A 21,564-nucleotide genomic window follows, 5' to 3' on the forward strand; every position below is an offset into this window, starting at 1 on the left:
GACGGCCTATCCGCAGCAACGCAAGATGCGCGCCGGACACGCTCTTTCGAAGAACACCATGCGCCCCACCCTGCTCGCCGCCGCCTTGTTGCTGACGCCCGTCGCCGCCCTTGCCGAGGCCCCGGTCGGCATCGCCTTCGACCATGAAGACTGGACCATCGCCTGCGACAACACCCGCACCTGCCGCGCTGCCGGTTACCAGCCGGACGAAGGCGACAGCACGCCGGTGTCGGTGCTGTTGACGCGCAAGGCCGGGGCCGGGCAAGCGGTGACGGCCGAGTTGATGCTGGGCCAGTACGACGAGGTCAAGATGCCGGCGTCGCTCACATTGCGCATCGACCAGCGCGATCTGGGCAAGCTGGCGCTAAATCGCGACAGCGGCACCGCGCCGCTGACCAGCGCACAGGTCACTGCACTGCTGGCCGCGCTGACACGCAGCAGCAAGATCGTGGCGCTCGGCAACGACGGCCGCCGCTGGCAACTGTCCGATCGCGGCGCGGCGGCGGTGCTGCTGAAGATGGACGAATTCCAGGGCCGGCTGGGCACGCGTGGTGCGCTGGTGCGCAAGGGCGATCGCGATGAGGCCGCCGTGCTGCCGGCCGTGCCGGTACCGCAGATACGTGAAGCCAAACTCGCCGCGCCGCAAGCGGCCGATGCGCGCCTGGGCAAACTTCCGGCGCTCTATCAGGCGCTGCGTGCCAGCTTGCCGGCCAACGACGAATGCAAGGGGCTGGACGCAAGCACTGCGCCGGAACCGCTGACGATCACCCGGCTCAGCAGCGACAAATTATTGGTCTCGACCGATTGCTGGATGGGCGCCTACAACGTCGGCACCGGCTACTGGGTCATCAACGCACGGACGCCGTTCGCGCCCACCTTGATCACCACCCAGGCCAGCGATCTGGATGAGGCGACCATCCTCGCATCGCACAAGGGGCGAGGTCTGGGCGATTGCTACAGCCAGGCCAGCTGGACCTGGGACGGCCGCCGGTTTGTGCCGACCTCCAAATCCACCTCCGGCCTGTGCCGGCTGGTGGCCGCGGGCGGCGCGTGGGAATTGCCGACGCTGGTGACCGAGGTCAAGAAGTCACCTTGATCGAAGCGAGGACAGTGCGCGTGTGCACTTGCACTGTCCTGCAAGACGCTTTGACGCGGCGAACGACACTATTTCGCGGTCATCAGGCGTGTGCCACTTGCGGCACACCACCGCACACATGCCACCTGTGAGTACGCCGTCCCGTGCAGAGCGGCTGATCCGCGACTTGGCTGCAGGGTCCTTGCCCGCCCACCATCGCGGGACACGCCGCAAGTACGTCCGTGTAGGCTCTTACGCGGCATCCATGCCGCGTAAGGTCCCGCGACGGTGGGCGGGCAAGGACCATCGAAGATGGTCGGTGTGCGTGGTTGCTAGCAGAGGATGACGTGTGTTTCTCGGATCACGGCGCGTCAGATCAGTTTCCCACAGGCCTTCGAGAAAGCACCTACAGACTTGTCATCGCGAATCGCGTAGGTCACTGGAAAACAAGATGACCAATCGGCTTGCCTTGGCCAGGTCATGGAGACGACAAGCCGAGGCGGCAGCGTGGCCGGGGATTGGCGGAAAGCGGCACAGGGATGTGCCGCGGCGGCGAGTCAGACAGGATGTCTGACCGAGGCGAGCAGCCGATCCCCGGCCGCGCTGCCGCCCCTACCGAAGCCAGCGGCTGCCGCCCCCACCGAAGCCAGCGACTGACAGCCGCGCGCTTAGAACCGTACCCTCAGCGCCCTACACGGACGGATTCACGGCGTGTCCCGCGAGCGGTGCGGTGAGGACACCGCGCCCTCGACCAACGCGGCTCGGAAACATCCAGATGAGGCCAGGTGCAGCCAACAAAACGTAGAACGAACGCTGGGCCCGCAGATCAGCCAGTGACGGTTGCCGGCTCACAATGTTCGACGATCAATTGCACCGCCGTGCCGCCGCGATAATCGTCGCTGACCAGGCGATAGGCCAGCCGCACCATGCGGCCCGGTTCGCTGCCGCGCCAGCCGTTGAAGTGGATCGCGTTGAGCGGTTCGGCGCGCCCGGGGCAACGCAGCGTCAACTTGAGATGGCGCTCCTTGAGCACGCGGCACTGCAACACCTCGAACTGACCATCGAACAGCGGCTCGGGAAAGCCCTGCCCCCACGGCCCGGCCACGCGCAGCGCTTCGGCATGCAGGTGATCTAGTTCGTGCGCGGCCAGTTCGCCATCGCTGTGCAGTTCGGCGTGCAGCAGCGAGGCATCCACCATCGATTGCACTTGCGACCGGAATGCCTGTTCAAACGTGGCCAGCGCGGCGTGATCCATGCTCAACCCGGCCGCCATCGCATGCCCGCCGAACTTCTGGATCAGGCCCGGGTGGCGCGCATCCACCGCCGCCAGCACATCGCGGATATGCAGGCCGGGAATCGACCGCGCCGAGCCGCGCAACAGGCTGCTGCCCGGCTCGGCCGGCGCCAGCGCGATCACCGGGCGATGCAGGCGGTCCTTGAGTTTGGAAGCGACCAATCCAATGACGCCGGGATGCCACTCGGCATCGAACAGGCAGGCCGCGATCGGCAATTCGCCATCGGCATCCAGCACCACTTTGGTGACGGCTTGCTCGGCGTCGTCGGTCATCAACTGCTGCACCGCGCGGCGCTCTGCGTTGATCTCCTCCAGGGTGCCGGCGATCTCGCGTGCGCGGCTCCAGTCTTCGCTGAGCAATAGCTCGATGCCCAAGGCCATGTCTTCGAGCCGGCCCGCGGCATTGAGGCGTGGGGCGAGCGCGAATCCGATGTCGCTGGCGCTCAGGCGCGCCACATCGCGACCGCTGGCATCGATCAGGGCGCGCAGTCCGATACAGCCCCTGCCCTCGCGCAAGCGGCGCAAGCCGGCCGACACCAGCGCACGGTTGTTGGTATCCAGCGGCACCAGGTCGGCGACCGTACCGACGGCAACCAGATCCAGCAACACCGACAGATCCGGTTCGGCGCGGTCGGCAAATGCGCCGCGCGCACGCAGCACACTGCGCAATGCCAGCAGCACATAGAAGATCACCCCGACGCCGGCCAACGACTTGCTCGGGAAGGTGTCGTTGGCCAGATTCGGATCCACGATCGCATCGGCCGGCGGCAACACCTCGCCGGGCAAGTGATGATCGGTGACCAGCACGGTCCAGCCGCGCGCCTTGGCCGCGGCTACACCGGCATGACAGGCGATGCCGTGATCGACGGTGACCAGCAGATCCGGCTGCAACGCGGCCAGTTCGTCCACCAGCGCAGGCGACAGGCCATAGCCGTGCACCATGCGATTGGGCACCGCGTGATGAACATCCAGCGCGCCGAGCATGCGCAAGCCGCGCACGCCAACCGCGCACGCGGTGGCGCCATCGCAATCGAAATCGCCCACTACCAGGATGCGGCGCTGGTGTGCGATCGCATCGGCCAGCAGCTCGGCGGCAGCGCCGCTGTTGTGCAGCAACTCCGGCGACAGCAATTGCCCCAACCGCGGATGCGCGCCGTGCGTATCGGTGACACCACGCGCGGCATAAATGCGGCGCAACAGCGGCAACATGGCATCGGGCCAACTGCCGGCCTGCCCGGGTGGGCGCCGGACGATCTGCGGAGTGGACGTCATTGCGCCAGCTGTAAGCGAGGCTTGCGCCAGAAACGCCAGCGTTGCGCGTGCGTCAGCGAGACGGTTTGCCCGTCCTGGAAATCCAGCACCAGCCGATCCAGCTCGCCACGTGCCATGGCCGCCAACAACGGCGCCACCGCATCGTCGCTGAATTGCTGCAGCGAGCGCAGATGACGCAGATCCACCAAGGCATCCACACGCTGTTCTCCCTGCGCATCCGCGCCGGCCGCCAGGGCCAGCGCACGCAGCAGCGACTCGCGGCTGCGCACTTGCCGATGCGGCGAACTCACCGCATGCGGCAGCACGCCGCCGCCCCAGAACCACAGCGAATTGATCGCCGGTTTGCCGCTGGCCACGCGGCCCTCGTTCCAGGGATGTTGATGCAGCAGCACCTGCGCTTCGGTCAACAACGCGCGCCAGCGCCGGCCGACATCGCCGGCGGGAAGATGCTCGAACAAGTCGTCGCCGATCGCCAGATCCGGCGGCGCGAATTCCGGCAGCTTGGCATCCGGCGACAAGCGCAGATACCAGCGCGAGGGCGTTGGCGCATCCAGCAGAAACCCGGCATCGCCGAACATCGGCTTGAGGATCGGCAACAACACCTCCAGATCTTCTGCCGTGGGACCAAGCGCCTCGCCATACCCCATCAACCGCGCGCCCTGCATGTCCGGCACCACATAGGCCGGATCGGCACGTACCCAGGTCGCACCGGCGGCATCGCCGGCGTCGAGCTGACGGGTCAGCGCGGCCACCGGCCACTGCGCAGGCGTCAAGCTGAAGTGGCGTTGCAACTGCGCCACTTCGCCGGGCGCGGTGCTTTGCTGGTCGGCACGCGCAAGCGCACGCGCCACCGGCGTGTCGCCCAACTCGCCGGGTAGACGGCGTGTTTCCGGCAGCAGCAGCGTTGCGGTCGTCATCGGTCGGTGGCGTCGATCAATGGCAGTCGATCAGTCCAGGCAATCAATCTAGATAGGCAACGCTGACGACTTCGTACTCGCGCTGGCCGGCCGGCGCGTCGATGGTGACCGAATCGCCTTCCAGCTTGCCGATCAACGCACGTGCCAATGGCGAGGAGATCGCGATCATGCCCAGCTTGATGTCCGCTTCCAGATCGCCAACGATCTGGTAGCGCTTCTCTTCGTCGGTCTCGGTGTCGGCCAGCGTCACGGTGGCGCCGAACACGATCTTGTTACCGGCCGACAACTTGGTGATGTCGATGATCTCGGCATGCGAGAGCTCGCCTTCCAGCTGCTTGATGCGGCCTTCGATAAAGCTCTGCTGCTCGCGCGCGGCGTGGTATTCGGCATTTTCTTTCAGATCGCCGTGCGCACGCGCTTCGGCGATCGCGCTGATCACCGCCGGGCGCTTGACCGACTTCAGCTGATCGAGTTCTTCGCGCAGACGCTGGGCGCCCTTCGCGGTCATGGGTGCTCTCATGCTTGCAGCTCCTTGTGCAGTTCCTGCAGCGACCACACAGGGCCGGTGCCGCGGAATTCCAGCGAATGCACCAGCGCCTTGGCGCCGGCGACAGTGGTCGAATAGGTCACGCGATGCTGCAACGCTTCACGCCGGATCGAGAACGAGTCGGAGATGGCGGCGCGACCTTCGGTGGTGTTGACGATGTACACGATCTCGCCGTTCTTGATCGAATCGACGATATGCGGGCGCCCTTCGGCGACCTTGTTGACGATTTCGCAGCTCAACCCGTTTTCCTGCAGCCAGGCGCCGGTGCCACGTGTGGCGACCAACGTATAGCCACGCTCCACCAGCGCCTGCGCCACCGGCAGCACGCGCTTCTTGTCCGGGTCGCGCACCGACACGAACGCCTTGCCCACGGGCGGCGCCTTGATGCCACCGGCCTCCTGCGCGCGCGCGAACGCGGCGCTGAAGCTGCGGCCCACGCCCATCACCTCACCGGTGGAGCGCATCTCCGGCCCGAGGATCGGGTCCACACCCTGGAACTTGGCGAACGGGAAGATCGCCTCCTTCACCGAGTAATAATCCGGCACGATTTCCTTGGTGGCGCCCTGCTCGGCCAGCGTCTTGCCGGCCATGCAGCGCGCGGCGATCTTGGCCAGCGGCATGCCGGTGGCCTTGGACACGAACGGCACCGTGCGCGAGGCACGCGGGTTCACTTCCAGCAGGAACACCACATCGTCGCCGGCCTCATCGACCTGCACCGCGAACTGCGTGTTCATCAGCCCGACCACGTTCAAGCCTTCGGCCAGCATGACGACCTGACGGCGCAGCTCGGCCTGGGTCTTGGGCGAGAGCGAATACGGCGGCAGCGAGCAGGACGAATCGCCCGAATGCACGCCGGCTTCTTCGATGTGCTCCATCAGCCCGCCGATCAGCACGTTGCCGTCCTTGTCGGCAATGATGTCCACGTCCACTTCCACTGCGTTATCGAGGAAGCGGTCCAGCAGCACCGGCGAATCGTTGGAGACCTTGACCGCATCGCGCACATAGCGCGCCAGGTCGGACTCGCCGTAAACAATCTCCATCGCGCGGCCGCCCAGCACATAACTCGGACGCACCACCAGCGGGTAGCCGATTTCACGCGCCAGCACCAAGGCTTCTTCGGAGTTGCGCGCGATGCGGTTCGGCGGCTGCTTCAGGCCCAGCTTGTCGACCAGCTGCTGGAAACGCTCACGGTCTTCGGCCAAATCGATCGAATCCGGCGAGGTGCCGATCACCGGCACGCCATTGGCTTCCAGCGCACGCGCCAGCTTCAGCGGGGTCTGGCCGCCGTACTGCACGATCACGCCCTTGGGTTTTTCCAGCTCGACGATTTCCAGCACGTCTTCCAGCGTCAACGGCTCGAAGTACAGTCGGTCGGAGGTGTCGTAATCGGTAGAGACGGTTTCCGGGTTGCAGTTGACCATGATGGTCTCGTAACCGTCATCGCGCAGCGCCAGCGCCGCATGCACGCAGCAGTAGTCGAACTCGATGCCCTGGCCGATGCGGTTGGGGCCACCGCCCAGGATCATGATCTTGTCGCGATCGGTCGGCAGCGCTTCGCACTCGTCCTCGTAGGTCGAATACAGATATGCGGTGCTGGTGGCGAATTCGGCCGCGCACGAATCCACGCGCTTGTAGACCGGGCGAACTTTCAGCGCGCGACGGAGCGTGCGCACCGATTCTTCATTGGTGCCGGTCAGCTCGGCCAGGCGCGCATCGGAGAAACCGGCGCGCTTGAGCGTGCGCAGGCGCGCGGCATCCAGCGAAGCCATACCGTCGTCGGCGAGCTGCTGTTCGTGGCTGATCAGTTCTTCGATCTGATCCAGGAACCACGGATCGATAAACGACAGCGCGTAGATATCGGCCACGCTCATACCGGCGCGGAACGCATCGGCCACATAGAACAAACGCTCCGGGCCCGGCGCCTTGAGCTCGCGCTTGAGCGCGGCGATGTCGTCTTCGCTGCTCAGATCCAGGCCGGTCGGGTCCAGCCCGATCTTGCCGGTTTCCAGGCCACGCAGCGCTTTCTGCAGCGATTCCTGGAAGGTGCGGCCCATCGCCATCACCTCGCCCACCGACTTCATCTGCGTGGTCAAACGCGCATCGGCCTGCGGGAATTTCTCGAAGGCAAAGCGCGGAATTTTGGTGACCACGTAGTCGATCGACGGCTCGAACGAGGCCGGGGTCAAACCGCCGGTGATCTCGTTCTTCAACTCGTCCAACGTGTAGCCCACCGCCAGCTTGGCGGCGACCTTGGCGATCGGGAAGCCAGTGGCCTTGGAGGCCAGCGCCGACGAACGCGACACACGCGGATTCATTTCGATCACCACCACCCGGCCGTTGGTCGGGCTGATGCCGAACTGCACGTTGGAGCCGCCGGTGTCCACACCGATCTTGCGCAGCACGGCGATCGAGGCATCGCGCAGGCGCTGATATTCCTTGTCGGTGAGCGTTTGCGCCGGCGCCACGGTGATCGAGTCGCCGGTGTGCACGCCCATCGGATCGAGGTTTTCGATCGCGCAGACGATGATGCAGTTGTCCGCCGTGTCGCGGACCACTTCCATCTCGAATTCCTTCCAGCCCAGCACCGATTCTTCCACCAGCACTTCGGTGGTCGGCGACAGTTCCAGCCCGCGGCCGACGATCTCGATCAGCTCTTCGCGGTTGTAGGCGATGCCGCCGCCGCTGCCGCCCAACGTGAAGCTGGGGCGGATGATGGTCGGGTAGCCGACGCGGGTCTGGATATCCAGCGCTTCTTCCAGCGTGTGCGCCACTTCGGCCCTGGGGCAATCCAGGCCGATCTCGCCCATCGCCACGCGGAACAGCTCGCGGTCCTCGGCCATGCGGATGGCTTCACGCTTGGCGCCGATCAGCTCGACGTTGTACTTCTCCAGCACGCCGTGGTCGGCCAGATCCAGCGCGCAATTCAGCGCGGTCTGCCCGCCCATGGTCGGCAGCAGGGCGTCGGGCTTTTCCTTGGCGATGATCTTCTCGACCGTCTGCCAGTTGATCGGCTCGATGTAGACCGCATCGGCCATGTCCGGGTCGGTCATGATCGTGGCCGGATTGCTGTTGACCAGCACCACGCGGTAGCCCTCGTCGCGCAGCGCCTTGCACGCCTGCGCGCCGGAGTAATCAAACTCGCAGGCCTGGCCGATGACGATCGGGCCGGCGCCGATGATCAGGATGGTTTTTAGGTCGGTGCGCTTTGGCATTTCTTTACTCGATTAAGGACTTGCGGCGAGCCGCAAGTGCGGAAGAGTGGCCGCGGCGATCGAATCGCGACGCAGCGTGATAGTGCATCGACTCAGCAGAACCGAAAGCCGGTTCATCCGGCAGATCCATAGCCGAGGCCGTGCAGGGTGTGCTGAAGCCATTGATACAGCCCGAAGGACGCGGCCAAGCTGCCCAGGATCAGCAGCCAGCCGATCGCTGAGGTCTTGCCCCAACGGCGGACCTTGTCCGGATCGGTGTTCTGCATGCGATGGTGAAAGGATTCCCCGCCAGTCACATAGCCGACACCGAAAACGAAGCACATCGGCACCATCAAGGCCAGCTTCATGCCGCCGTGCAGCGTGATCGACTCGGCGCCAGCGCGTGCCTGCTCCAGCGGCATCCACACGCCCCAGTAAGTCAAGGCAACGCCCACCAGCACGATCAGCACACCCATCAACCGAGCGCTCATGCGTGCTCGGCATCCTTGGCCATCAATGCCACAAACCGATCGAACAACGGCCCCACGTCGCGCGGGCCCGGCGAGGCTTCCGGGTGACCCTGAAACGAGAACGCCGGGGCGTCGGTCAATGCGATGCCCTGGTTGGTGCCATCGAACAGCGAACGATGGGTCACCCGCACATTGGCCGGCAACGTGCTTTCGTCAACCGCGAAACCATGGTTCTGCGAGGTGATCATCACTCGCCCGCCATCCAGATCCTGCACCGGATGATTGGCGCCATGGTGGCCGGTGGCCATCTTCACTGTGCTGGCACCAGCGGCCAGCGCCAGCAGCTGATGGCCCAGGCAGATGCCGAAGGTTGGCACCTTCTTGGCGATCAATTCCTGGATCGCGCTGATGGCGTAATCGCACGGCTCCGGGTCGCCCGGGCCGTTGGACAGGAACACGCCGTCCGGATTCATCGCCAGCACCTCGGCCACCGGCGTGCGTGCCGGCACCACGGTGACGTCGCAACCACGATCGGCCAGCATGCGCAGGATGTTGAGCTTGACGCCGTAGTCGTACGCGACAACTTTGTATTTCAGCTCGGCCCGCGCGAAGGTGTCGGAATTGAGATCCAACGAGCCTTCCTGCCAGTTGTAGCTGGCCTCGGTGGAAACCACCTTGGCCAGGTCCATGCCCTTAAGACCGGGGAAGCTGCGCGCCGCTTCCAGCGCCTTTTCGAGGTCTATCTCGCCGGCCATCAGCGCGCCGTTCTGGGCGCCCTTCTGCCGCAGCAGGCGGGTCAGCTTGCGGGTGTCGATGCCGGAAATGGCCACCACACCACGGGCCTGCAGCCATTCAGGCAAAGCCACTTCGCTACGCCAGCTGCTGGGACGACGCGGCACATCGCGCACGATCAGGCCGGCGGCCCAGATCTTTGTGGCCTCGTCGTCCTGATAGGTGAAACCAGTGTTGCCGATATGCGGATAGGTCAGCGTGACCATCTGGCGGGCATAGGACGGATCGGTCAGGACTTCCTGATAACCGGTCATGGCGGTGTTGAACACCACTTCGCCGACGGAAAGCCCGTTGGCGCCTACGGATTCGCCCTCGAACACGGTGCCGTCTTCGAGGACAAGGATTGCGGGTTGGGTCACGTGGGGTCTCGCTCTGGCTGCCTGGGACTCCGATGCGCTTCCGGCCAAATTCCGGTTGCAGCAAAGCGCGGACGCGGTGCTGAGGACCGGTCCGACGCTGGTTCGGGCAAGCGAGAATTGTAAAGGCAAGTGCCCCGGCATGCCAGCCTGAAGAGCGCCCGATGCTGTAGTGACATCGCAACAGCGAGGTGAATGCGCTGCTAGAGCAGCTCGCCATTCATGCGCGGTTGCGCGCCGGGTTACAGCACCAGGTCACGCACCCGATAGCTGCCGGCCGGCTTGCCGATCAGCCGCTTGGCCGCATGCAGCGCACCCCGCGCGAAGATGTCGCGGTTGCTGGCGCGGTGAATCAGTTCCACCCGCTCGCCCAGCCCGGTGAACTGCACCGTATGCTCGCCGACGATATCGCCAGCGCGCAGGCTGGCAAAGCGCGGCTGCGCGCCACTACCGGTGGCCGCTTCGCCCAGCGTCAGTGCGGTGCCGGATGGCGCGTCCTGCTTGTGCACGTGATGCGCCTCGACGATGTCGCAATCCCAACCCGGCAGGCTGCCGGCGGCACGCTCCACCAGCTCGGTGAGCACCGCGACACCCAGACTGAAGTTGGACGCCCACACCAACGGGATCCTGCCTGCGGCATCGAGCAACGCTGCACGCTGCGCTTCATCCAGCCCGGTGGTGCCGGACACCAGCGGTTTGCCGCGCTGCGCGCACAACGCCAGGATCGGCGCAAAGCCCTGCGGCAGGCTGAAATCGATCGCTACATCGAAGGCCGGCGCACCGCCGAGTTCGCTGGCGGCGAAATACGGCACGCCGTCCACCACGCGTTGCGAAGGCGAGCGCCCCACCACCGCGCCCACGACGTGCAAGCCCTCGTCTTCGGCAGCCAAGCGCAGCAATGCCTTGCCCATCCGCCCGGAGGCGCCGTGGATCAGAACTTTCACAGGAGACGTTGTCATGGCGGCAGGCTAGCTAGGCGATGTGGGTTGTACAAGATAGCCGGGATTGGGGAGTCGGGATTGGGGAGTCGGAAATCGCAAAAGCGCCAGCAGTGCGGGCGTTGTCGCGATCGGTGCGCTTTGCAGTGGCGTGCTGGCCGTGGCTATGCGCCCTGCCCTGGTAACTCGGCCAGCGCCTCGCGCAACACCTCGCCCAGGATCCGGATGCCGGCATCGATCTTCTCGCCCGGCACAGTGACGAACGACAGCCGCAAGGTATTGGTCTGCGGCAAGGTGGCGTAGAACGGGGCGCCAGGCACGAAGGCGACATTGCGCGCGATCGCACGCGCCAGCAACGCGGTGCCATCCAGTCCGGGAGGCAGGGTCACCCACAGGAACATGCCGCCTTCGGGGCGATTCCACTGCACCTGTGACGGGAAATGGCGATCCAGCGCTTCCAGCATCAGACTGCACTGGCGCGCGTACAGTGCGCGAATTTGCGGGATGTGCGTCTCGAGAAAATCGTCCTGCAGCGTCTGGTAGACCAGGCGCTGGGTGAAAGAAGGCGTGTGCAGATCGGCCGCCTGCTTGGCCTGAATCAGCTTGCCCAGCACCGCCTCCGGTGCGACCACATAGCCCAGTCGCAGCCCGGGCGCGAGCACCTTGGAGAATGAGCCCATATAGATCACGCCCTCCGGGTTGAGCGAGAGCAGGCTCGGCAATGGCTGGCCGCTGTAGTACAGCTCGCCGTACGGATCGTCTTCAACGATCGGCACGCCCGCTTCAGCTGCGCGTGCGACCAAGGCCTGACGCCGCGCCAACGGCAAGCGGCGCCCGGTGGGATTCTGGAAATTCGGCAGGCAATACAGAAAGCGCGCGTCTGCCAACATGGCAGGATCCAGCGCATCCACCACCACACCGTCGTCGTCCGACGGCATGCCGACGAACGCAGGCTGGAACAACGAAAATGCCTGCAATGCACCCAGGTAACTCGGCGTTTCCACCAGCACCTTGCTGCCTTCGTCGATAAAAACTTTGCCTAGCAAATCCAGGCCCTGCTGCGAGCCGGTGGTGATCAGCACCTGGCTGGGCCGGATGCTGGCGCCGTCGCGACTCAGGCGTGCGGCGACCCATTCGCGGAGCGGCGCATAGCCTTCGGTGGGGCCGTATTGCAATGCCGCCTGTGGCGCATCGCGCAGCACCTGGTCGCTGGCCGCGCGCATGCGCTCTACCGGAAAGGTGGCCGGCGACGGCAAGCCACCGGCGAAGGAAATGACCTCCGGCCGCTCGGTGATCTTGAGGATTTCGCGAATCGCCGAACTGGTCAGCGCCTGCGCACGTCGGGAAATCTGGAAGGAGGTCGTCATCGGTCAAGCATAGCGAAGGCCTGTGGCCGAGGCGCTGTGCACTGCAGCGTTGACGACGGCACTCGGCCAATGCCGGCGTTACCGGTGCATCCACCCTCGCCACGCGTCGCGATGCGCTTTCTCGCGTTGCGCTGGCGCTAGCGACATCGTCCTGCGGCGACGCCGATGTACACGCGTTCGCGCCATCCACCAAGGCAATCGTCACGCGCGCAGCGATGGCGCCGGCCCGACGATGGCCGGCGATGTTGCCAGCTGCGCTTATTCGTACGCCGGGCCAACCCAGGCAGTGCCCTCGCTGCGTTCGATCAAGGTCTTCCAGCGTTTGCGGATCACCTTGTCGCGCGAGCGGAAGGTCATACGCAGGCCCGGCAAACCGAGCGTGGCGCGCGTCTCGACCATGGCCGAGACCTCATCGGGCGCGATTTCGATCTTGGTGATCGAATGTTTGTAGTCGATCAACTCTTCCGGAGGTGCCACATGGCGCATCTGACCCAGCACCTGCGCCCATTCGCCATTGGATTTGCAGTATTTCTCGCGTGTGGCGGTCTGCCGCTTCTGGTGCGAGTCCATGCGGTACAACACCACCATTTCGAATTCCGGCGCGGTCATCGCGCACAGCGCCTCGCCGTCCTGGCTCAGCATCGCTTTATCGTGCGCAGCGTAAAAATCGCGCACCTGCGTTTCGTCCAGCGCATTGCCGCCATAGTTATAGATGCCCGCAACCGCGGCCAAGATTGCCAACAACACCAACAAACGCATCGCCTATCCCCTGTACCGCCGCATCCTGCGGCCGCGCAAGTGTAGGGGACCAGGCGCGTCAGTGACTACGTGGCGGCGTGGGCCCGCAGCTGTCGCAACCACCGCAGGCCGCGGCGCCCTGCGTCGCCGGTGGTGCCACGCGACGGCCCAGCGATTGCATCCACGCAGGTCGCCCATCGCGCAGCAGACCGATCGCCAGCGCGCCACGCATGCGCCGCAAGACGCTGGGGAACTGCTTCTTCAGCACCACCCACAGGCTCAGCAGCACCGCGAATGCGATGACCACGTATTGCAGAGTGAGCGAGAGATCCATCTCAGCCGGCTCCGAGCAGCACGGCCACTTGGTAGGTCACCAGCGAGGCCAGATAGGCCAGCGCGAACAGGTACACCGCGCTGATGGTCATCTGCTTCCACGAGTTGGTTTCGCGCTTGATGGTCGCCAGCGTGGAGATGCACATCGGCGCGTAGATGTACCAGACCAGCAGCGACAGTGCGGTGGCCAGCGACCAGCCATCGCTGATCAGCGGCGACAAGGCTTGCGCGGCAGCATCGTCATCTGCGGCCGACAGTGCGTAGACCGTGGCCAGGGATGCCACCGCCACTTCGCGCGCGGCCAGGCCCGGGATCAGCGCGATACAGATCTGCCAGTTGAAGCCCAGCGGCGCGAAGAAGGTCGACATTGCATGCCCGATGCGGCCGGCAAAGCTGTAGTCGATTGCTGGCAAGGTCGCATTGGCTGGCGCTGCCGGAAACGACAGCAGAAACCACAGCAGCACGGTCAGCGCCAGAATGATGCCGCCGACGCGCTTGAGAAAGATCACCGCACGTTCCCACAAACCCAGCGCCAGATCGCGCAATTGCGGCACCCGGTAGGACGGCAGCTCCAGCATCAACGGATGCTCGCTCTTGTCGCGCCGCCACTTCTTCATCGTCCACGACACCAGCAAGGCACTGACGATGGCCGCGGCGTACAGCGCGAACAGGATCAGCCCCTGCTGATTGAAGATGCCCCACACGGTCTTCTGCGGAATGAAGGCGCCGATCAACAACGCGTAGACCGGCAAGCGCGCCGAACAGGTCATCAACGGCGCGACCATGATGGTGGCGAGCCGGTCGCGCGGGTCCTGGATACTGCGCGTGGACATGATGCCCGGCACCGCACACGCAAAACTCGACAGCAACGGAATGAACGAGCGCCCGGACAAGCCGGCCGCGGCCATAATGCGATCCAGCAAAAACGCCGCGCGCGGCAGATAACCGGATTCTTCCAACGCCAGGATGAAGGCGAACAGGATCAGGATCTGCGGCAGGAACTTGATCACCCCGCCCAGGCCGGTGACGATGCCGTCCTTGAGCAGGCTGTTGAGCGGGCCCTCCGGCAGGGTGGTGCCCACCCACTCGCCCAGCATCGCGGTGCCGACATCGATCAGGTCCATCACTGGAGTGGCCCAGGCGTATACCGCCTGAAAGATCAGGAACATCACCACCGCCAGCGTCACCAACCCCCAGATCGGATGCAGTAACCAGCGGTCCAGTGCGTCGTCCACGCGCGAGGTGCGGGTGGGCATGGTCACCGATGCGCTCAGGATCTGCCGCACCTGCGCGTGATAGTTACCGCCGGCCGGCGGCGTCGCGGTCGGTGCGGCCAGATGCGCGGCCTGCGCATCGATGCGCTCCACCAGCGCCTTGGCGCCGCCGCGGCGTACCGCCACGGTTTCGACCACCGGCACACCGAGCGCTTGTTCCAGCGCCGGCAGATCGATGACGATGCCGCGGCGCTGGGCGGCGTCGACCATGTTCAAGGCCACGATCATGGGCCGGCCCAACTCGCGCAGCTCCAGCGCAAAACGCAGATGCAGGCGCAGGTTGGTCGCGTCCATCACGCACACCAACACGTCCGGCGCCGGCTCGCCCGGATAGAAACCACGGCACAGATCGCGGGTGATCGCTTCGTCCAGGCTGGCCGGTTGCAGGCTGTAGGCGCCGGGCAGATCCAGCACCGCGAAGTCGCGCCCGGACGGCGCACGGAAATGCCCTTCCTTGCGCTCGACGGTGACGCCGGTGTAATTGGCCACCTTCTGCCGGCTACCGGTCAGCTGATTGAACAGCGCGGTCTTGCCACTGTTGGGGTTGCCGACCAAGGCCAGGCGCAGCGGAGCGCTTGCCGCATTCATGCCAGTGCTCCTTCGATGCGCACCTGCACGCGCGCGGCCTCGCTGCGACGCAATGCAAAACGCGTGTAACCGACCTGCACCAGCAACGGTTCGCGTCCAACCGGCCCGGTCGCCAGCACCGTCACTTCTTCGCCGGCGACAAAGCCCAGTTCGCGCAGGCGCCGGGCGATCGTGTCGTTGGGTTGACGATCCTCTACCGAGTCCACGATGGCAGCGCGATGCAAAGGCATGTCGGACAACGTCACAAAGACGGCCTGATTGTTAGGAATGGTTCTCAATTCTAGCATCGACGCACCGCGTCATGGCTCGGGCGAGCGGTGCCGCTATCATGGTTCGCATCCCATTCATGGACGTTGACGCAATGCAGGACACCGGCTTGATCGTGGAGGACCGGGGAGCGGTCCGCACGCTACGTCTGAACCGCCCGGCGGTGCATAACGCCTTCGACGCGACCTTGATCAACGCGCTCACCGAGGCGTTGCAGCAAGCCGGCCAGGCGGCGCAGATCCGGGTGGTCGTGATCACCGGTGCAGGCGGCGCCTTCTCCGCCGGCGCGGACCTGAACTGGATGCGCGGCATGGCTAGCGCCAGCGAGGCCGAGAATGCTGCCGATGCACTGGCGCTCGCACGTTTGATGCGCACGCTCGACGAATTGCCCAAGCCGACCATCGCACGCGTCAATGGCGCCGCGTTCGGCGGCGGTGTGGGCCTGGTGGCGTGCTGCGATATCGCCGTCGGCTGCACCGAGGCGCGCTTCGGCCTGACCGAGAGCAAGCTCGGACTGCTGCCGGCCGTGATTTCGCCGTATGTGATTGCAGCGATCGGCGCGCGCCAGGCGCGGCGCTGGTTCGCCACTGCCGAAATTTTCGACGCCAGCACGGCGCAGTTGCTGGGCCTGTTGCATCAACTGGTTGCCGCCGATCAATTGGACATCGCGGTGGAGCGGCAGGTCCGCTTGCTGCTGGCGGCCGCACCACTGGCGGCGGCCAGCGCCAAATCCCTGGTGCGTTCGGTGTTGCCGCCTGCCGACCGCGATGCCATCGATGCGGCCAATGCCGCGTGGATCGCGCGCCTGCGCGTCTCGCCCGAGGGGCAGGAAGGACTGAGTGCCTTTCTCGACAAGCGCGCGCCGGCCTGGGTGCCGGAGGACATGGCATGAGCGCGTTCGTGCGCATTGTCGAAGTCGGCCCGCGCGATGGCTTGCAGAACGAAGCGCAACCGATCGCGACCGCCGACAAGATCGCCTTGATCGATCAACTCTCGGCCACCGGCCTGCGCAGCATCGAAGCAACCAGCTTCGTCAGCCCGCGCTGGGTGCCGCAACTGGCCGATGCGGCCGAGGTGTTTGCCGGCATCACGCAGGCGCCGGGGATTGCCTATCCGGTGCTGGTGCCGAACCTGCAGGGCTATGTGCGGGCGTGCGCGGCCGGCGCGCAGGAAGTGGCGGTGTTCACTGCGGCGTCCGAAGCCTTCAATCGCACCAATACCAACGCCGGTATCGACGAATCGATCGAGCGCTTTCGCCCGGTCCTGGAACAGGCCGCGCTCGACGGTGTGCGCGTGCGCGGTTACGTCTCCACCGTGCTGGGGTGCCCGTATCAAGGCGCCGTGCCGGTGGCCGACGTGGTCGATGTCGCGCAGCGGCTGTACGCGTTGGGCTGCTATGAAATTTCGCTGGGCGACACCATCGGCGTCGGCACGCCGGTCAAGGCGCGCCAGATGTTGGCCGCCGTGGCGCAAGCCGTGCCGATGCAGGCATTGGCGGTGCATTTTCACGACACCTACGGCCAGGCGCTGGCCAATATCGCCGCCTGCCTGGAGCAAGGCGTGCGCGTGGTCGATGCGGCGGTGTCCGGCGCCGGCGGCTGCCCGTATGCCAAGGGCGCCAGCGGCAATGTGGCCAGCGAAGATGTGGTCTATCTGCTGCACGGATTAGGCATGCAAACCGGCATCGATCTGGCTGCCCTCGCCCGCACCGGCCGCTGGCTGGCGCAACTGCTCGGCCGCGAGACCGGCAGCAAGGTCGGCAAGGCGTTGGCGGCGACTGGCTGAGGCGTTAACGCAACAGCTCGCCCACGGCCTACTCACGCCCCCTGCCGCCAGGGCGATCGCCATGACGCTTCGGCTAGAATTGCCGACCGCTTCGCCCACCGATCGCCGACAGCCTCCATCGGCATCCAACATTTCCCGGGAACCACCGCATGCAGCCATCTTCTGTTATTGCCATTGTCACCGGTGGCGTGTCCGGCCTGGGCCTGGCGGTGGCGCAGCGCATCGTTGCCGACGGCGGCAAGGTCGCCTTGTTCGACGTCAATGCCGACAAGGCCGAGGCGGCGCTGGCCTTGCTCGGCGCCGGCAACGCGCATTACTTCGCCACCGACGTCACCGATGAGGCGCAGGTTGCCGCCAACGTGGCGCAGGCCGCGCAGGCGCTTGGCGGGCTCAACCTTGCGGTGAACTGCGCCGGCATCCTGGGCTCGGGCCGCGTGTTGGGCAAGGAAGCACCGATGCCGCTGGCGACCTTCCGCACCACCGTGCTGGTCAACCTGGTCGGCAGCTTCAATGTCGCCAAGGCGGCGGCCGATGTGATGCAGCACAACGCCGCCGGCGACGATGGCGAGCGCGGGGTGATCATCAATACCGCGTCGGTGGCCGCCTATGAAGGCCAGATCGGTCAGGCTGCCTACGCTGCCAGCAAGGGTGGCGTGGTCGGCATGACCTTGCCGATGGCACGCGAACTGGCGCGCTTCGGCATCCGTGTGATGACGATCGCGCCGGGTGTGTTCTGGACCCCGATGGTGGACGGCATGCCCGAGGCCGTGCAGCAATCGCTGGCCGCGTCGATCCCGTTCCCCTCGCGCCTGGGCCAACCGGACGAATACGCCGACACCGTCGCCTTCATCCTGCGCAATCGCTACCTCAACGGCGAAACGATTCGCCTGGACGGTGGCGTGCGGTTGGCGCCCAAGTAGCGGGGATTGGTGAGTCGGGATTGGGGATTGGTAACAGCACGTATCGCCACACCCTGCCCGCCTGCCGCAATCCTGTTTTTGCCAATCCCGAATCCCCAATCCCTAATCTCCGACTCAATCCATGAAAGCTAACGACATCAAGAAAGGCAACGTCGTCGAATACAACGGCGGCATTTACCAGATCCGCGACATCGAACGCAGCTCTCCGCAGGGCCGCGGCGGTAATGTGCGCTTCCGCTTCATCATGTACAGCGTGCCGGGCGGAGTGAAAACCGACGCCAGCTTCGATGCCGACGACAACCTGCCGGAAGTGGAGCTGCTGCGTCGTCTGTCCACGTTTTCGTACAAGGACGGCGAGGCCTTCGTGTTCATGGACGACGAGGACTTCACCCCATACACGCTGGACGCGGATGTGATCGGCACCGATGCCGGCTACATCACCGACGGGCTGACCGGCATCTACGTGCAGGTGATCGACGACCAGCCGGTGGCCGTGCAGTTGCCGCAAACGGTGACGCTGGAAGTAATCGAAACCCCACCCGAGCTCAAGGGCGGCACCGCCACCAAGCGCCCCAAGCCGGCCAAGCTCGATACCGGCCTGGAAATCATGGTGCCCGAGTACATCACCAACGGCGAGCGCGTGCTGGTCAACACCACCACCGGCGAATTCGCGGGCCGCGCCGACTGATGCGCACGCTGGTGGTTGCCTTGACGCTGGGGTTGCTGACCGCCTGCACGGCGCAACCCGCCCCGGCGCCGACATCCGCATCCAAGCCCGCGCCGGTGGCCTGCACCGACGCCAAGGTGGACGACGAATGGCTGCAACATCCCCCGGGCCTGTGCGGCATGCCGGAGGATGTGCGCACGCTGGTGGAGGACTACGACACCTGCGAGCACTTCGCTGGGGAAGAGCCGTACGATGCCGACCGTCGACACGAGATCGAAGTGGCGATTGCGCAGTTCTGCACACCAGCACCGGCGCGGCTGGCCAAGCTACTAAGGCAGTACCGCAGCGATGCACATGTCATCGAATGGCTGCGCAAGTATTCGGTGCAAGCGGATCTGAAACCAGCTGGCTAAGGTATGCGCGGTGTAGCCCTTCTCCCATCGGGAGAAGGTGCCCCGCAGGGGCGGATGAGGGTACGGGCGAAGCCTCGTGCAGTTGTAATTACACGAGAGCTTCGCCCCGTACCCTCACCCCAACCCCTCTCCCGAGGGGAGAGGGGCTTGTACTGCTCAGCTAACCCGGGAGTCCGGGTCACTATTGCGCTTCCAGCGGCATGCCCATATCCGACTGCACCTTGTCGGCCGCCGCGTCGCCGCGCGCAAGCACGCGCAGTCGCGCGCGCAAGCGCTCCACATTCGCCTCGCCCTGCTCCAATCCAATGCGCACGTCGGCCGGCAATTGCTGCCGGCCCAGCGCTTGCAGCTGCTTCCAACCATCGATCAACACGCCACTTTCTTGCGCCACGCGTGCGGTCAGTTGTTGCTGCTCGTCTGCCTGAGGCACTCCGTAACCGGAAGTGCCCAGCAGCGTGGCCGGGTGACTGAGTTGCGCCTGCCGCGCGAACAACGCCTGCAGTTGGCCTTGCACAACGTCACGCCCGGCAGCACCCGGTTGCAGCAGGCGCTTGAGCGCATCGCGCGCCAGCAATTCCTGTCGCCGCAATGCAGCTTGTTCGAGCAGCAAGGCCGCTGCGGTTTCGCGCAAACCGCCTTGGTCGACCCATTGCGCACGTGCGTCCGGTCGCGCATCCAGCCATTGCTCCACGCTCGTCTGCGGCACCGGCATGCCGCGGCGGATCACCTCGAACATGGTCTGGTAATGCGCGGCCGCCGATTCGAAGTAATAGCCTTGGCGAATCGCTTGCGCACGGTCGTCCAGCACCTGCATGTCGGCGATGCCGGCACGTTGCAGGCGATGCCGCACACCGCGCGGCGTGATCGACGACAACCTGGCTGCGGCCAGGCGTGGCACGCCATCGTGCAGCAGCTTGAAGGTCTCCACCGCACAGTTGTTACCGATGAAGTAATAGCGCCCGTCGTAGCTCCAATGCACCTGCGCCACGCGGGCGAGCAGCGCGGCGATTTCCTCGGGCGTGAGCTTCAGCGGCACCGACGACAAAGCGCGCAGTTCGACCTTGGTGTATTCGTCGACGACCTGATTCAACGGCAGCACGAACAGCCGCGACGGGTAGGAGCCGGTCAGCCCGCGCCAGCTGGAAATCTGCACATCGCCGACAAAGGCGCGGAACGACAGCACGCGGTGATACTGCAGATCCATGCGGCAATCCGGGCCAGGTATACGGCCAGGCGCACAGATCACCAGACGCAACATGCTGTGGCCCCAGCGACTCATCGGCTGCTCGTTGCCCTCTGCCAGCAAATAGTCCACCGCGTACACGCGCGCTGGATCCAGCGTCAGCAGCGACATCGCACCGGCATCGCTATCGGCCTGCAGGTACGGCAGCGTCGTGTCGCATGCGACCACCGCGCGTGGCGCGCCAAGCTGCTCACCGAACCACGCAGACAGCGCCGGGCGCCGACAGTGATAGTCGGCATCCAGCACGTAATGTTCGAGATTCACCGCAACAAACTCGGCGGGGCTACGCCGTTCGTAGTCGTCGGGGCTGCGATCGCTAAATTGATTTTCGCCACGCCCGAGCCGCCATGGACGCACCTGCCAGCCAGCCAGATCGCGCAGACGCGGATCGCGCGACAACCCGCCTTGCGGGCCACGATCGAGCACATGTGCAAGCTCGTGCACCACGGCCGCCATTGCCGCGCGCGTGGCCGGTGCGTCGAGATCCGCCTGCGCCGTCGCCGATTGCGCGCTCCACGCCTGCAGCAACACGCGATCGAGCAGAACGCGCTTGCCGATCGCACGACCATGCACGTGCGCCGGTAGATCCATGCGCCATTGCAGCTGGATCGGTGCGGTGATGCGCTGCGTCCACCCTGACGGCAGACGCTGCGCCACCTGTTCAACTAAGACATGCGTTGCTGCGATCTGCGCCGGACTGAGGTCCAACGGAACAACTTCAACATGCAACTCGGCCTGCGCCGCCGGTGCGATCACGGCGGCCAACCACAGCCACCCGCACCGGCGGCGCAAACTCACTGGGCCAGGATGGACTGAGCCAGTTGCAGGTCGCTGGACAGCCGCGCCGCATCGTTGCGGCTACGCAGCTGCAGCAGCGCCGCTTCCAGACGCGCGCCACGGATGGCGCCATCGCTGGCGACGAAGCCGGCCGCGTCTTCGCGTGCATCGGCAACCACTTTGTCGTCGCCCGAACTGCTGCTGTCGGACGAACCGGCCGACGATGCACCCGCCGAGGTACCGGCCAGGCTGGTTGCGAAAGCTGCCAGCGGCAGCAGCGTCAAAGCGCAAAACACGAGAGAGCGCATCATCGGCGTATCGATTCCATGTGAAGGTGGTG

Annotated in this window: 20 protein-coding genes; 6 read left to right on the top strand and 14 right to left on the bottom strand. The window is 65.4% G+C overall.

Annotation, left to right across the window (positions count from 1 at the left end):
• Positions 1–58 precede the first annotated feature (58 nt).
• A complete protein-coding gene (locus AC1PLU_RS12325) occupies positions 59–1,096 on the top strand; it encodes a DUF1176 domain-containing protein (protein ID WP_481106364.1) in 1,038 nt (345 codons plus the stop codon).
• An 805-nt stretch (positions 1,097–1,901) separates the two neighbouring features.
• On the opposite strand, the gene recJ is transcribed toward AC1PLU_RS12325, so the two are convergent.
• The 12 genes from recJ to AC1PLU_RS12385 form a co-directional block, all read right to left on the bottom strand.
• Positions 1,902–3,641: a single-stranded-DNA-specific exonuclease RecJ gene (recJ, locus tag AC1PLU_RS12330; protein ID WP_481106365.1), complete on the bottom strand. Its 1,740-nt coding sequence runs from the start codon at positions 3,639–3,641 to the stop codon at positions 1,902–1,904.
• The gene (locus AC1PLU_RS12335; RefSeq protein WP_023903846.1) at positions 3,638–4,558 is read right to left on the bottom strand and encodes a hypothetical protein; all 921 of its coding nucleotides are present in this window, start codon (positions 4,556–4,558) and stop codon (positions 3,638–3,640) included. Before AC1PLU_RS12335 ends, recJ begins: the two co-directional genes overlap by 4 nt.
• 43 nt (positions 4,559–4,601) lie before the next feature.
• On the bottom strand, positions 4,602–5,066 hold the full coding sequence (greA, locus tag AC1PLU_RS12340; protein ID WP_172453391.1) for a transcription elongation factor GreA: 465 nt from the start codon (positions 5,064–5,066) through the stop codon (positions 4,602–4,604).
• A gap of 8 nt (positions 5,067–5,074) precedes the next feature.
• On the bottom strand, positions 5,075–8,317 hold the full coding sequence (gene carB, locus AC1PLU_RS12345) for a carbamoyl-phosphate synthase large subunit (RefSeq protein WP_023903844.1): 3,243 nt from the start codon (positions 8,315–8,317) through the stop codon (positions 5,075–5,077).
• A 113-nt stretch (positions 8,318–8,430) separates the two neighbouring features.
• Positions 8,431–8,787, bottom strand: coding sequence for a hypothetical protein (locus tag AC1PLU_RS12350; RefSeq protein ID WP_104549448.1), 357 nt, complete (start codon positions 8,785–8,787; stop codon positions 8,431–8,433).
• Positions 8,784–9,917, bottom strand: coding sequence for a glutamine-hydrolyzing carbamoyl-phosphate synthase small subunit (gene carA / locus AC1PLU_RS12355; protein ID WP_481106366.1), 1,134 nt, complete (start codon positions 9,915–9,917; stop codon positions 8,784–8,786). Before carA ends, AC1PLU_RS12350 begins: the two co-directional genes overlap by 4 nt.
• 239 nt (positions 9,918–10,156) lie before the next feature.
• Positions 10,157–10,873: a 4-hydroxy-tetrahydrodipicolinate reductase gene (gene dapB / locus AC1PLU_RS12360; protein ID WP_481106367.1), complete on the bottom strand. Its 717-nt coding sequence runs from the start codon at positions 10,871–10,873 to the stop codon at positions 10,157–10,159.
• Positions 10,874–11,016: 143 nt separating this feature from the next.
• Complete coding sequence (locus AC1PLU_RS12365) at positions 11,017–12,219, bottom strand: aminotransferase-like domain-containing protein (protein WP_481106368.1); 1,203 nt, start codon at positions 12,217–12,219, stop codon at positions 11,017–11,019.
• Positions 12,220–12,477: 258 nt separating this feature from the next.
• On the bottom strand, positions 12,478–12,978 hold the full coding sequence (locus AC1PLU_RS12370) for a nuclear transport factor 2 family protein (RefSeq protein ID WP_481106369.1): 501 nt from the start codon (positions 12,976–12,978) through the stop codon (positions 12,478–12,480).
• Positions 12,979–13,036: 58 nt separating this feature from the next.
• The gene (locus tag AC1PLU_RS12375) at positions 13,037–13,291 is read right to left on the bottom strand and encodes a DUF6587 family protein (RefSeq protein ID WP_481106370.1); all 255 of its coding nucleotides are present in this window, start codon (positions 13,289–13,291) and stop codon (positions 13,037–13,039) included.
• A 1-nt stretch (position 13,292) separates the two neighbouring features.
• On the bottom strand, positions 13,293–15,152 hold the full coding sequence (gene feoB, locus AC1PLU_RS12380; RefSeq protein WP_481106371.1) for a ferrous iron transporter B: 1,860 nt from the start codon (positions 15,150–15,152) through the stop codon (positions 13,293–13,295).
• Positions 15,149–15,397, bottom strand: a complete 249-nt coding sequence (locus AC1PLU_RS12385; RefSeq protein WP_104549454.1) for a FeoA family protein — start codon at positions 15,395–15,397, stop codon at positions 15,149–15,151. The genes feoB and AC1PLU_RS12385 overlap by 4 nt, the downstream gene beginning before the upstream one ends.
• A gap of 116 nt (positions 15,398–15,513) precedes the next feature.
• Here AC1PLU_RS12385 and AC1PLU_RS12390 point away from each other — a divergent pair, with 116 nt between their 5' ends.
• The 5 genes from AC1PLU_RS12390 to AC1PLU_RS12410 all read left to right on the top strand — a co-directional run bounded on the left by AC1PLU_RS12390 (position 15,514) and on the right by AC1PLU_RS12410 (position 19,204).
• The gene (locus AC1PLU_RS12390; protein ID WP_481093440.1) at positions 15,514–16,311 is read left to right on the top strand and encodes an enoyl-CoA hydratase-related protein; all 798 of its coding nucleotides are present in this window, start codon (positions 15,514–15,516) and stop codon (positions 16,309–16,311) included.
• The gene (locus AC1PLU_RS12395; protein WP_481106372.1) at positions 16,308–17,204 is read left to right on the top strand and encodes a hydroxymethylglutaryl-CoA lyase; all 897 of its coding nucleotides are present in this window, start codon (positions 16,308–16,310) and stop codon (positions 17,202–17,204) included. Before AC1PLU_RS12390 ends, AC1PLU_RS12395 begins: the two co-directional genes overlap by 4 nt.
• A 149-nt stretch (positions 17,205–17,353) precedes the next feature.
• Positions 17,354–18,124: an SDR family oxidoreductase gene (locus AC1PLU_RS12400; protein WP_481106373.1), complete on the top strand. Its 771-nt coding sequence runs from the start codon at positions 17,354–17,356 to the stop codon at positions 18,122–18,124.
• Between the two features lie 121 nt (positions 18,125–18,245).
• Positions 18,246–18,812, top strand: a complete 567-nt coding sequence (yeiP, locus tag AC1PLU_RS12405) for an elongation factor P-like protein YeiP (RefSeq protein ID WP_055823478.1) — start codon at positions 18,246–18,248, stop codon at positions 18,810–18,812.
• Complete coding sequence (locus tag AC1PLU_RS12410; protein WP_481106374.1) at positions 18,812–19,204, top strand: hypothetical protein; 393 nt, start codon at positions 18,812–18,814, stop codon at positions 19,202–19,204. Before yeiP ends, AC1PLU_RS12410 begins: the two co-directional genes overlap by 1 nt.
• A gap of 181 nt (positions 19,205–19,385) precedes the next feature.
• Here AC1PLU_RS12410 and AC1PLU_RS12415 read toward each other — a convergent pair whose 3' ends face one another.
• Both AC1PLU_RS12415 and AC1PLU_RS12420 read right to left on the bottom strand, forming a co-directional pair.
• Positions 19,386–21,245 (bottom strand): DUF7844 domain-containing protein, encoded by a 1,860-nt coding sequence (locus AC1PLU_RS12415; protein WP_481106375.1) that lies wholly within the window; start codon positions 21,243–21,245, stop codon positions 19,386–19,388.
• Positions 21,242–21,535 carry a DUF2388 domain-containing protein gene (locus AC1PLU_RS12420; RefSeq protein ID WP_006451514.1) on the bottom strand — a complete coding sequence of 98 codons (294 nt, stop codon included), beginning with the start codon at positions 21,533–21,535 and terminating at the stop codon, positions 21,242–21,244. The genes AC1PLU_RS12415 and AC1PLU_RS12420 overlap by 4 nt, the downstream gene beginning before the upstream one ends.
• Positions 21,536–21,564 lie beyond the last annotated feature (29 nt).

Source organism: Xanthomonas sp. NCPPB 2933, assembly GCF_056725225.1.

Bases quoted from the DNA above. Each gene is read 5' to 3' on its own strand.
- AC1PLU_RS12325 (WP_481106364.1), top strand. From the start codon at position 59: ATGCGCCCCACCCTGCTCGCCGCCGCCTTGTTGCTGACGCCCGTCGCC.
- recJ (WP_481106365.1), bottom strand. From the start codon at position 3,641: ATGACGTCCACTCCGCAGATCGTCCGGCGCCCACCCGGGCAGGCCGGC.
- AC1PLU_RS12335 (WP_023903846.1), bottom strand. From the start codon at position 4,558: ATGACGACCGCAACGCTGCTGCTGCCGGAAACACGCCGTCTACCCGGC.
- greA (WP_172453391.1), bottom strand. From the start codon at position 5,066: ATGACCGCGAAGGGCGCCCAGCGTCTGCGCGAAGAACTCGATCAGCTG.
- carB (WP_023903844.1), bottom strand. From the start codon at position 8,317: ATGCCAAAGCGCACCGACCTAAAAACCATCCTGATCATCGGCGCCGGC.
- AC1PLU_RS12350 (WP_104549448.1), bottom strand. From the start codon at position 8,787: ATGAGCGCTCGGTTGATGGGTGTGCTGATCGTGCTGGTGGGCGTTGCC.
- dapB (WP_481106367.1), bottom strand. From the start codon at position 10,873: ATGACAACGTCTCCTGTGAAAGTTCTGATCCACGGCGCCTCCGGGCGG.
- AC1PLU_RS12365 (WP_481106368.1), bottom strand. From the start codon at position 12,219: ATGACGACCTCCTTCCAGATTTCCCGACGTGCGCAGGCGCTGACCAGT.
- AC1PLU_RS12370 (WP_481106369.1), bottom strand. From the start codon at position 12,978: ATGCGTTTGTTGGTGTTGTTGGCAATCTTGGCCGCGGTTGCGGGCATC.
- AC1PLU_RS12375 (WP_481106370.1), bottom strand. From the start codon at position 13,291: ATGGATCTCTCGCTCACTCTGCAATACGTGGTCATCGCATTCGCGGTG.
- feoB (WP_481106371.1), bottom strand. From the start codon at position 15,152: ATGAATGCGGCAAGCGCTCCGCTGCGCCTGGCCTTGGTCGGCAACCCC.
- AC1PLU_RS12390 (WP_481093440.1), top strand. From the start codon at position 15,514: ATGCAGGACACCGGCTTGATCGTGGAGGACCGGGGAGCGGTCCGCACG.
- AC1PLU_RS12395 (WP_481106372.1), top strand. From the start codon at position 16,308: ATGAGCGCGTTCGTGCGCATTGTCGAAGTCGGCCCGCGCGATGGCTTG.
- AC1PLU_RS12400 (WP_481106373.1), top strand. From the start codon at position 17,354: ATGCAGCCATCTTCTGTTATTGCCATTGTCACCGGTGGCGTGTCCGGC.
- yeiP (WP_055823478.1), top strand. From the start codon at position 18,246: ATGAAAGCTAACGACATCAAGAAAGGCAACGTCGTCGAATACAACGGC.
- AC1PLU_RS12410 (WP_481106374.1), top strand. From the start codon at position 18,812: ATGCGCACGCTGGTGGTTGCCTTGACGCTGGGGTTGCTGACCGCCTGC.
- AC1PLU_RS12420 (WP_006451514.1), bottom strand. From the start codon at position 21,535: ATGATGCGCTCTCTCGTGTTTTGCGCTTTGACGCTGCTGCCGCTGGCA.